14 protein-coding genes are annotated in these 10,572 nt (G+C 50.7%); 2 read left to right on the top strand and 12 right to left on the bottom strand.

Features of this window, described 5'->3' with window-relative positions:
- Nucleotides 1–82 precede the first annotated feature (82 nt).
- From nfsB to HMPREF3277_RS00715, 12 genes are all read right to left on the bottom strand, one after another.
- Complete coding sequence (gene nfsB, locus HMPREF3277_RS00770; RefSeq protein WP_070869743.1) at nt 83–733, bottom strand: oxygen-insensitive NAD(P)H nitroreductase; 651 nt, start codon at nt 731–733, stop codon at nt 83–85.
- A 196-nt stretch (nt 734–929) separates the two neighbouring features.
- Nucleotides 930–1,706, bottom strand: a complete 777-nt coding sequence (tatC, locus tag HMPREF3277_RS00765) for a twin-arginine translocase subunit TatC (RefSeq protein ID WP_009313159.1) — start codon at nt 1,704–1,706, stop codon at nt 930–932.
- An 8-nt stretch (nt 1,707–1,714) separates the two neighbouring features.
- Complete coding sequence (gene tatB, locus HMPREF3277_RS00760; RefSeq protein WP_045074866.1) at nt 1,715–2,389, bottom strand: Sec-independent protein translocase protein TatB; 675 nt, start codon at nt 2,387–2,389, stop codon at nt 1,715–1,717.
- Between the two features lie 3 nt (nt 2,390–2,392).
- The gene (gene tatA / locus HMPREF3277_RS00755; RefSeq protein WP_003679438.1) at nt 2,393–2,596 is read right to left on the bottom strand and encodes a Sec-independent protein translocase subunit TatA; all 204 of its coding nucleotides are present in this window, start codon (nt 2,594–2,596) and stop codon (nt 2,393–2,395) included.
- A 45-nt stretch (nt 2,597–2,641) separates the two neighbouring features.
- Nucleotides 2,642–2,965: a histidine triad nucleotide-binding protein gene (locus HMPREF3277_RS00750; protein ID WP_070869742.1), complete on the bottom strand. Its 324-nt coding sequence runs from the start codon at nt 2,963–2,965 to the stop codon at nt 2,642–2,644.
- Between the two features lie 113 nt (nt 2,966–3,078).
- Complete coding sequence (locus HMPREF3277_RS00745; RefSeq protein WP_070869741.1) at nt 3,079–3,402, bottom strand: phosphoribosyl-ATP diphosphatase; 324 nt, start codon at nt 3,400–3,402, stop codon at nt 3,079–3,081.
- Between the two features lie 187 nt (nt 3,403–3,589).
- Entirely contained in the window at nt 3,590–3,988 is a 399-nt protein-coding gene (hisI, locus tag HMPREF3277_RS00740; RefSeq protein ID WP_070869740.1) for a phosphoribosyl-AMP cyclohydrolase, read from the bottom strand.
- A 123-nt stretch (nt 3,989–4,111) separates the two neighbouring features.
- Complete coding sequence (gene hisF / locus HMPREF3277_RS00735; protein ID WP_070869739.1) at nt 4,112–4,879, bottom strand: imidazole glycerol phosphate synthase subunit HisF; 768 nt, start codon at nt 4,877–4,879, stop codon at nt 4,112–4,114.
- Nucleotides 4,880–5,023: 144 nt separating this feature from the next.
- Nucleotides 5,024–5,341, bottom strand: coding sequence for a hypothetical protein (locus HMPREF3277_RS00730; protein WP_003756197.1), 318 nt, complete (start codon nt 5,339–5,341; stop codon nt 5,024–5,026).
- A gap of 357 nt (nt 5,342–5,698) precedes the next feature.
- Complete coding sequence (gene hisA / locus HMPREF3277_RS00725; protein ID WP_070869738.1) at nt 5,699–6,436, bottom strand: 1-(5-phosphoribosyl)-5-[(5-phosphoribosylamino)methylideneamino]imidazole-4-carboxamide isomerase; 738 nt, start codon at nt 6,434–6,436, stop codon at nt 5,699–5,701.
- A gap of 196 nt (nt 6,437–6,632) precedes the next feature.
- Nucleotides 6,633–6,992 (bottom strand): SpoIIAA family protein, encoded by a 360-nt coding sequence (locus tag HMPREF3277_RS00720; RefSeq protein WP_070869737.1) that lies wholly within the window; start codon nt 6,990–6,992, stop codon nt 6,633–6,635.
- A 42-nt stretch (nt 6,993–7,034) separates the two neighbouring features.
- Nucleotides 7,035–7,931, bottom strand: a complete 897-nt coding sequence (locus HMPREF3277_RS00715) for a DMT family transporter (RefSeq protein ID WP_070869736.1) — start codon at nt 7,929–7,931, stop codon at nt 7,035–7,037.
- A 156-nt stretch (nt 7,932–8,087) separates the two neighbouring features.
- Between HMPREF3277_RS00715 and HMPREF3277_RS00710 the strand changes: the two genes are divergently transcribed.
- Nucleotides 8,088–9,023, top strand: a complete 936-nt coding sequence (locus tag HMPREF3277_RS00710) for a hypothetical protein (protein ID WP_003769080.1) — start codon at nt 8,088–8,090, stop codon at nt 9,021–9,023.
- A 255-nt stretch (nt 9,024–9,278) separates the two neighbouring features.
- Nucleotides 9,279–10,538 carry a transcription termination factor Rho gene (gene rho, locus HMPREF3277_RS00705; protein WP_003756207.1) on the top strand — a complete coding sequence of 420 codons (1,260 nt, stop codon included), beginning with the start codon at nt 9,279–9,281 and terminating at the stop codon, nt 10,536–10,538.
- Nucleotides 10,539–10,572 lie beyond the last annotated feature (34 nt).

Raw genomic sequence — 10,572 nt, 5'->3', positions numbered from 1 at the left:
GAGGGGATGTGTCCAACTTTTGGGGTGCAGTTCATCCTGCATTGTTGGGTTTCAGACGACCTTGTTTTTGTTTCTATCGGGTTTAGATTTTGGTGAAGATGACTTCGTTTTCAAAACGCGATTTGGGCAGCGCGGCGTTGAAATCGTCTGCGGCACGGTAGCCGAAGGAGACGACGGCGACGGCTTTGTAGCCTTTTTCAGTCAAACCAAATTCCTCATTCAAAACCTGCAAATCGACGCCTTCCATCGGCACGGCGTCGATGCCTGCTGCGGCAGCGGCGAATAGGGTGAAGCCCATGTTGAGATAGACTTGTTTGGCAAGCCATTGCTCTTCATCTTGGAATTGGTTGCGGTGGATGCCCAAGAACAGGCGGCGGGTGGAATCGCCTGCCTGCTTGGCTTCTTCCGTAGCGAAACGTCCGTCTTTATCCTCTTGCGCCAATACGGCGGCGACATAATCATCGTCGGCGCAAACGCGGGCGGCGAAAACGACGACATGGGACGCATGAGTGATTTTCGGGGTGTTGTAAGGGAGTTTTTCGGTGGATTTGGCAATGCGCGTTTTGCCCGCTTCGTCATCGGCGATGATGAAGTGCCACGGCTGCATATTGACGCTGGAGGGGCTGTTGCGCAGGGCGGCTTCGATATGGGCGAAGTCTTCGGCAGCGATTTTTTTGGACGGGTCGAAAGACTTGGTGCTGTATCGTTGGCGGACGATTTCTGTGATGTTCATGAGGTGTTTCCTGTTTTTAGGATGGAAACGGGGATTATAGAGGGGTCATCTGAAAGGGGCAATGTAGGAAATTGGTGGGGATTTCGGTATAAGGTCGGTAAAACGCAAACGCTGGCGTATGAAAAAGGTCGTCTGAAACGGGATGTTACGTTTCAGACGACCTTTTTTCCTTTGCAAGCTATATCCGCAGGCTGATTTAAGTTTCTGCGGGCGGAAGGGGCGGGTGTTCGTCGGTTTCGTCCGATTTGGGTTTGATAAAGCGGCTGCACCAGATACCTGCTTCGTAAAGCAAGATAAGCGGGACGGCAAGCAGGGTTTGGGAAATCACGTCCGGCGGGGTAATGATGGCGGCAACGACGAATGCGCCGACAATGACGTAGGGTCGTGCATTTTTGAGTTGTTCGGTGGTCACGACGCCGATTTTGGCGAGCAGGACGACGACGACGGGGACTTCGAAAGTCGTGCCGAATGCGACGAACATGCCCAAAATAAAGGACAAATATTTGTCGATGTCTGTCGCCATGTTGACGCCGACGGGGGTGATGCCCGCGAGGAATTTAAAGATGACGGGGAAAACGAGGTAGTAGGCAAACGCCATGCCGACAAAAAACAGGCTGACGCTGGAGAGAACAAGCGGGGTAATCAGGCGTTTTTCGTTTTGGTAGAGGGCAGGTGCGACGAATGCCCAGATTTGATAGAGCGTGTGCGGCAGGGAAACGAGGAATGCCGCCATCAGCGTCACTTTCACCGGCACGAAAAACGGTGCGATGACGTCGGTGGCAATCATGCTGGTGTCTTTGGGAAGATTCACCATCAATGGTTCGGCAACAAAGGTGTAAAGCTGCTGGGCAAACGGCATCATGCCGAGAAAGCAGACGACGATGCCGATGACGATCCACATCAGGCGGCGGCGCAGCTCGATAAGGTGTTCGATAAGAGGTTGGACGGGTTGTTCGTTTTGAGGTTCGGACACCGGTTTACTCACTTTTTACGGACGCGAAGTTTGGGTTTGGCATGAAATTTCGGGCGCAGGTCGCGCTTGCGGTTCATCGCTTGTTTTTTGAGGGAAGTGATATGCAGCACGGGCGCGTCTGCGGAAGTGTCGATATAGCTGACTTCTACGACATTGGAAACCGGAGCGGCGCTGCCGGTCAGGTATTCGCGCCATGCGCGGTCTTGCTCGGATTCTGCAGGCGTGTCGGTTTCGACAGCATCCGTCGTAGTGTCTGCTTGCGGCAGAGCGTTTTCAGACGACGTGGAAACAGCCGGGTCGTCTGAAACTTCCGTGCTTAACGAAGGAAGCGGATTGCCGTGTTCATCCAAACCGAAATCGGCGGGCGTACGCTGCGCCGGCAGGCGTTCCCAAGGTTTGAGTCCGTCGGAAATGTCGTGCAGGTTGTCCTGCATATCCGTACCGGTTTCTTTGAGGCTGTCGCGCACTTGTGCGGCGGCGGCTTCAAATTCCTGTTTGGCTTTGCGCAGCTCTTCCAATTCGACTTGGGTGTTGAATTCCTGCTTGACGCTGCTGACGAGGCGTTGCAGCTTGCCGATAAGCCGTCCGGCGGCTCGGGCGGCTTCGGGCAGACGCTCGGGGCCGAGTACAATCAGGGCGACGATGCCGACTAAAAGCAGCTCGCCCAAACCGAAATCAAACATAGATTATGCTTTGTCTTCGTCTTTTTTGTGTTCGATGACTTCGTCTTTTTTGGCATCTTTGCCGTCGGTACCTTCGTTCAGGCCTTGTTTGAAGTCATGCACGGCACCGCCGAGGTCTTTGCCGACGTTACGCAGTTTTTTGGTACCGAAAACCAAAACAACGATGATTAATACGATAATCCAGTGCCACAGAGAGAAGCTACCCATAATAAATCCTTGATATAGTTGAAAATGGATGGTGGGAATGTTGGTTTACGCAGGCGTGCCCATGATGTGGATATGCAGGTGGAACACTTCCTGCCCGCCGCCTTTGCCTGTATTGATCAGGGTTTTGAAACCGTCGGTCAAACCTGCCGTTTCGGCGATTTGAGGGACTTTCAACATCATTTTGCCCAAGAGGGTTTGATGTTCGGGCGCGGCGTGTGCCAGCGAGTCGAAATGGACTTTCGGAATCAGCAGCAGATGAACCGGCGCAGCGGGACGGATGTCTTTGAAGCACAACATCTCGTCGTCTTCGTACACGGTTTGCGCCGGAATGTCTTTGGCGGCGATTTTACAGAAAATACAGTTGTCCATAATGGCTCCGAGGTCGTCTGAAAACGAGCGCAGCGCGTTTCGCTAAAACGAATGAAGCGCGTTTCGTCAAACAGACGACAGAAAAACGAATAAGGTCGGATTGTAATATAAATTCAAGACTCTTTGCGAGAGGCTTTTTCCGCCAAGCCTGATAAACCTTGACGGCGCGCAAGCTCGTTGACGACATCTTCGGCGCGCAACCCGTGGTGCGCCAAGAGAACCATGGTGTGAAACCATAAGTCGGCAACTTCGTAAACGAGGTGTTCGCCACCGCCGTCTTTCGAAGCCATCAGCACTTCGCCCGCTTCTTCGATGACTTTTTTGAGGATTTTGTCTTCGCCTTTGTGCAGAAGCTGGGCAACGTAGGAAGCTTCGGGATCGCCGCCTTTGCGGGAGTCGACGGTGTTTTGGATTTGGGAGAGGATGGTGTCGGTCATGGGATTTTCGGCTTTGAAGGATAAGGATTATTCGGATAAGGCATCGGTTTGCTTGGCTTCGCTTAACGCTGTTTCTGACAACAGACAATCATCCGCCCGATTTTTAGCGAAACTCGTTACACTCGTTTTAGCGAAACTCGCTGCGCTTGTTTTAGCGAAACTCGTTGCACTCGTTTTCAGACGACCTCTAAGGATGCGTATGCCCATAAATGGCTTCTTCGTCTTTCAACACGGCATCAACCGTCTGCCATACGCCGTCTTTCCAGACTTTGTAGAAACAGCTTTCGCGTCCGGTATGGCAGGCGATGCCGCCGTTTTGGTCTATCAGCATTACGATGGCGTCGCCGTCGCAGTCGAGGCGTAATTCGTACACCTTTTGTGTGTGTCCCGATTCTTCGCCCTTCATCCATTGTTTTTGGCGCGAGCGGCTGTAATAGTGGGCGAAACCGGTTGCTACGGTTTTTTGCAGTGCCTCGGCGTTCATCCATGCGACCATCAATACGCGGCGGGTCTGCCGGTCTTGGGCAATGGCGCAGACCAAGCCTTTTTCGTCGAATTTGACGGCTTCAAGCAGGCTGTTATCCATATTCGGCATCCTTATTTATTTTGACGAAACTCGTTTCACTCATTTTAGCGAAACTCGCTGCGCTCGTTTTGGCGAAACTCGCTGCGCTCGTTTTCAGACGACCTTGAGTCAATCAAGTTCAACTTACAGCCTTACTTCGATTCCGGCTTCACGCATGGCGAGCTTCGCATCGCGGATACTGACTTCGCCGAAGTGGAAAATGCTGGCGGCAAGCACGGCATCCGCTTTGCCTTCTTTGATGCCATCAATCAGATGCTGAACATTGCCGACGCCTCCTGAGGCAATGACGGGAATATCGACCGCTTCGCTGACGGCACGGGTCAGCGGCAGGTTGAAGCCTTGTTTCGTGCCGTCCCTGTCCATGCTGGTGAGCAGGATTTCGCCCGCGCCGCGCCGCTGCATTTCAACCGCCCATTCGACTGCGTCCAAGCCCGTCGGCGTGCGCCCGCCGTGGGTAAAAATTTCCCAGCGGGTGTTTTCGGGATTGACGGCTTTGGCATCGACAGCGACGACGATGGCTTGCGAGCCGAAAAATCCGGCTGCTTCGTTGACTAAATCGGGATTGGTGACGGCGGCGGTGTTGATGCTGGCTTTGTCCGCACCGGCATTGAGCAGGCGGCGGATGTCGGTTACGGTGCGCACACCGCCGCCGACGGTCAGCGGAATGAAAACTTGTGAGGCAACGTCTTCGATGACGTGCAAAATGGTGTCGCGGTTGTCGGAGGAGGCAGTGATGTCGAGGAAGGTCAGCTCGTCCGCACCTTCGTCGTTGTAGCGTTTGGCGACATCGACGGGATTGCCCGCATCGCGCAAACCGAGAAAGTTTACGCCTTTGACGACGCGGCCGTCTTTAACGTCGAGACAGGGGATGATGCGTTTTGCCAGTGCCATTTTGAATGCCTTTCCAAACCTAGGAATGAGGTCGTCTGAAAGTGGGCGCAGCGGGTTTCGCTAAAATCCATACAGCGGATTTTACCCAAACGGACAATCCGTTTCAGACGACCTTTCAAATCATTGATACCGGCAAGGCAGGTGTTACGCCAGCCAGTTGTGAACCCATTTGGGCAGGTGTTGGAGCAGTTGGAAATAGCCGACGCCTGCAATGGCGGCGAATACGCAGGAAGTCATAAAGCTGCCGCTGAAGCGTCCGACGATATAAAACACTGTGCTGGCAAATGCCCACAATGCGCCGTTGAACACCATCCAATAGGTGTCGATCATCGGCATATCGAACGCGGAAAGCTGGCGGACGAGGATGGCGATAATGGTAAATCCCAAACCTTCGCTGACGGCGCGCACGTTGCGGCCGGACGACCAGATAATCCAAAAGCCCAAAATAAATGCTTCAAACATGAAATACCCCTTGAAAAGTAAATAAACCTAGTGAGTGTGGGATGGTGAGTCCCAAACAATATTCGGCGGTCAGCCGCCTTTTATTGTGAAGAAAAATGGACGAACCCGTCTTTTGTCCTGCCTGTGAAGACAGGACAACAATGAAAGCAAACAGGTTCAACCGAGTATTGTGTATCTTCGCCCCGCTATATTGTTTGAAAACGGCGGGACAAGTGAGTAAGAAAACGTTTGGTCATTTCAGACGACCTGGATGGTTGTTTTTAAATAAGGTCGTCTGAAAACGAGCGCAGCGAGTTTCTCTAAAATGAGTGTAACGAATTTCGCCAAAACGAGCGCAGCGAGTTTCGCTACACCAACTTATGCCAACGAATCTGCCAACTGCTGCGCTTGGGCAAAATCAATACTGCCCTCGTAAATCGCACGCCCGGTAATCGCACCCGCCACGCCGTGTTTCTCAACGGCACACAAAGCGCGGATATCGTCCAAATTGGTCAATCCGCCCGACGCGATAACCGGAATGGCAACGGCTTGCGCCAATTTGACGGTTGCGTCGATGTTCACGCCGCTCATCATGCCGTCGCGGCCGATGTCGGTGTAAATAATGCTGTTGACGCCGTCGTCTTCAAAACGTTTCGCCAAATCAATCACATGATGCTCGGTTACGGTCGCCCAGCCGTCTATCGCCACCATGCCGTCTTTGGCATCCAACCCGACGATAATCTGCCCCGGAAACGTTTTGCACGCCTCGCGCACGAAGTCGGGATTTTTTACCGCCGCCGTACCGATAATGACGTCGTTCAATCCCAAATCCAAATATTTTTCAATGGTTTCCAAGTCGCGTATCCCGCCGCCCAGCTGTACGGGAATGTTTTTGGCAACGGCAGCGAGGATGTCCTTGATGGCGGGGAAATTTTGTGGAGCGCCGGCAAATGCGCCGTTCAAATCCACCAAATGCAAACGGCGCGCGCCTTGTTTGAACCAATGCAGCGCAGTTTCGGCGGGCGAATCGGAAAACACCGTCGCCTGCTCCATCAAACCTTGTTTCAGGCGCACGCAGCGGCCTTCTTTTAAATCGATTGCGGGAATCAGCAGCATGGGAGTCCTATCCTTATGCGGAGTGTATTTTACACAAATTATCGAGTTTTAGCATATTTAAATGAAAAACGTCATTGATAACACTAAAACGGGGCTATTTTGTGTGTATTTTGCATGTTTCAGACGACCTCTTCCGAGCGAAATTCAGAAGGTGAAAAGGGCGGGATGCTATTTCGTCTGTTTCAGCCCTTCATTTTTATTGCCTGAAATTGCTTGCCAACAGCCATTCTTGAGCCTTAGTGGCGTCGTCAAAATATTTCGGATGTTGGTTGGTCAACAGGCTGGAGAGGCGGGCGCCGAGTTTGATCCAAATGTCGTTTGTAATGACGGCGACGCGGCCGAAGTCGTTTTCATGTTGATTGAGGAATTTGATTTGCTCCATCGCCATATCGATTGTGAAATCTTTCAGCATGGACAAATCCAAAAGGACGTCGGGTAAGTGGATTTTTTGTTTGCTTTCCAATAAGGCAGCTTCAAGCTGGCGGAAATCGTCGAGGGTAAATTCGTTGTACAGCGCCACATTCAAACCGTAAGACTGCTCGCGGATGGAAATCATCGTACTCTCCTTTTTATATGATGTTAATGATGAGGTTGATGGTCAGCTTGTTTTGGTAAGCCACTTTTTAATCGAAACCGGCCGGATGCTGCTTAATATGCCGCTTGTGACAATAATAATCATACCAAAGGTTTCCTGCCAAGTGATGGTATCGCCCAAAAATATCATGCCCGATAGGGCGGAAAAGACGACGGTCAGATAAGAAAGAGAGGCGACGGTGAATTTGTTGCCGACTTTATAGGCGCGGGTCATGGAAAGCTGGGCAAGCATGGCGGCAAGTCCGATGCAGAAAAGATAGGGCAGGGCGGATAGGGAAATGCTGTGCCAACCGGTCAAAGTTGCCCAAACCGATGCCATGATGACGCCGGTTATCGAAAAATAAAACACTACCCGCCAACCCGGCTCGCCGAGCAATGATAGTTCGCGCACCTGCAAATACGCCCAACCTGACATGGCTCCGCCCGCCAAGCCTGCCAATGCGGCGATTTCCTGTCCGCCTTTGAACGAAGGGTTCAGCAGCAGGACGACACCGAAAAAGCCAAATAACAAAACTGCCTGCGTATAAAACGCGATCCGCTCTTTCAGGATAAAAAATGAAAATACCGCCAGAAAAATCGAAGAGGTGTAGCTTAAGGTTACCCCCGTTGCCAGCGGCAGGTGCATGACGGCATAAAACAGGCAAAACATGGCGGCTGTGCCGACAACGCTGCGGTTGAGGTGGGTTTTCCAATGCGGCGTAGCAAAGGGGTCGCCGCGTGCTTTTGCCATTATGCCTAATACGACGGCAGCAAAACTCATGCGCCAAAATACCAGTTCGCCACTGTTGAAACCGAATTTTGCCGCCGCGGCTTTGATACACACGTTCATGACAGTAAAGCCGAGTGCGGCAATAATCATCCATGCAGAACCGAGAGGGTCTTTGGGTGTGGGTGTAGTCATTTATCAAACTTCCAAAGAAGAAAGGGGTGTGTGGTTATAAATGGGGTCGTCTGAAAAGATTTCAGACGACCTATTGTCAAAAAGGCTCAATAAATAAACCTATGTTTTATGATATAATAATAATTTTTCTCATTCATAAACTTGGAAATTATTTTTATGGAAACTTCGCAACCTACGCAACATATTGCTGTACCTAATAGCCCCGTTAATCAACCCAAACGTTTGCGTGCAAGTGAAGGGGTAAATTGGTTTGCTGAATCATGGCGTATTTTTAATAAATACAAATTAAAATGGATAGGGGCAATGGTTTTGTTCTTCCTTATCCCGATTGCTTTGGGTTTGTTGTCCAGCTATGCAGCAGAAGGCAGCCAGCCTATGACCTTCAATCAATTGTCCTTAGGTATAGTCATACGCGAAGTGATCATCAATCTGTTTGTATATTGGGGAAGCTATTGTTTCCTAGGTGGTATTGTGCTGCTGGCACATCAAACCGCAAAAGGTGCGAATTTTAACTTTGGTAGTTTGTTTGCAGGTTTTTCAACTAAAAAGATCGGTTCGTTCCTAGTTCTTATGCTGATGAGTATAGTTGCGATACTGCTTCTTGCGTTGGTTGCTGTTATTCCTATCATGTTGCTTACGAAAGGAAATCTCTCTGCTCTAGAGATGTTGCCGATGGGGGAGTCACTTGTGTTCATTATAATGCTGATGGTCATTAGCATTGGTTCTATGATGTTTTGGTTGACTCCTGCTTTGGTCATGTTGGAGGATGTCAGACCAGTTGCCGCCATTAAGGTTAGCTTAAATGCCTGTTTTCGCAATATCCCTGCGTTTCTGGTATATAGCTTGATTTGGTTTGGCGTTATTATGGCATTTGGGTTGGCAATGACATTATTTGCTATACCAATTATTTTTGTATTGGGTGTAGGAGGACAACTGTTAGGCGCAGGAGGGGAACAGCAAATATGGGAAGTTTTCATTTTTCTTACAATTTTGTCTGGTTCTGTCTTCACAGTTCCTTATTCTATGATGGCAATCGGTCTATACACCTCATATCACAGCATCTTCCCCGAGGGTTATCTGAATAAACGCTAAATAGCAGAAGGATTATTATTGCTTTATAACAGGTCGTCTGAAACGTATTTTTCAGACGACTTTTTCAATTCAATGTTACCAGTCATGCAACAAAACCTATGCCATACAAACCTTGCCCTGCCTAAATTTGACACCCGCCCTCCGACTGCCTACAATTCAGGTTTCTCAAAAATCATCGTACGTTCCGTACACTATTCTTTTCAGACGACCTCTGTCTTCCGAATCCCATCTTTTCCAATACAACTGTCAAAAATCATGCACGTTTCAGAACTACAAACCCTACACATTTCCAAACTCTTGGAAATGGCAGAAGAACACGGCATTGAAAACGCCAACCGTTTCCGCAAACAAGACCTCGTATTCGCCATTGTCCGACAAATGATGAAGCAGGGTGAAAGCTTCACCTGCTCCGGCACGCTCGAAATCCTGCCCGACGGCTTCGGCTTTTTACGCAGCGCAGACACTTCCTACCTCGCGGGTCCCGACGACATCTACGTCTCACCCACGCAAATCCGCCGCTTCAACCTGCATACGGGCGACACCATCGAAGGCAGCGTGCGCGTACCCAAAGACAACGAACGCTATTTCGCACTCGTCCGCCTCGACAGCATCAACGGTGATCATCCCGAAGTCTGCAAACACAAAATCCTCTTCGAAAACCTCACCCCGCTTTTCCCCACCAAGCAATTCAAACTCGAGCGCGACATTAAAGCCGAAGAAAACCTTACCGGCCGTGCTATTGATTTAGTGTCCCCCATCGGCCGCGGACAACGCGCCCTGTTGGTTGCACCGCCGAAAACCGGTAAGACCGTGATGCTGCAAAACATCGCCCACGCGATTACCGCCAACTATCCCGATGTCGAACTCATTGTCTTGTTGATTGACGAACGTCCGGAAGAGGTTACCGAAATGAGCCGTTCCGTGCGCGGCGAAGTGGTTTCCTCCACCTTCGACGAACCGGCGCAGCGCCATGTCCAAGTGGCGGAAATGGTGATTGAAAAAGCCAAGCGCATGGTCGAACACAAAAAAGACGTGGTCATCCTGCTTGACTCGATTACCCGTCTCGCCCGCGCCTACAATACCGTTGTACCCACTTCCGGCAAAATCCTGACCGGCGGCGTAGATGCCAATGCCCTCCACCGCCCCAAACGCTTCTTCGGCGCAGCGCGCAATGTAGAAGAAGGCGGCTCGCTCACCATTATTGCGACCGCTTTGGTAGAAACCGGCAGCCGCATGGATGATGTGATTTATGAAGAATTTAAAGGCACGGGCAATATGGAACTGCACCTCGACCGCCGCATGGCGGAAAAACGCCTGTTCCCTGCCATCAACATCAACAAATCCGGCACGCGCCGTGAAGAGTTGCTGGTACCGAACGACCAGTTGCAGCGCATGTGGCTCTTGCGCAAATTCCTGCATCCAATGGACGAAATCGAAGCGACCGAATTTTTGGTGGGCAAACTCAAAGATTCCAAAAACAATGATGAGTTTTTTGAATTGATGCGTGGTAAATAGTGATAAAGGTCGTCTGAAAGGGATTTCAGACGAC

Origin of the sequence: Neisseria sp. HMSC70E02 (genome assembly GCF_001838645.1) — a bacterium.
GTDB classification, from domain to species: Bacteria; Pseudomonadota; Gammaproteobacteria; order Burkholderiales; family Neisseriaceae; genus Neisseria; species Neisseria macacae.
The sequence above is the reverse complement of the archived record's forward strand: the minus strand, read 5'-3'. Positions and strand labels throughout refer to the sequence as shown.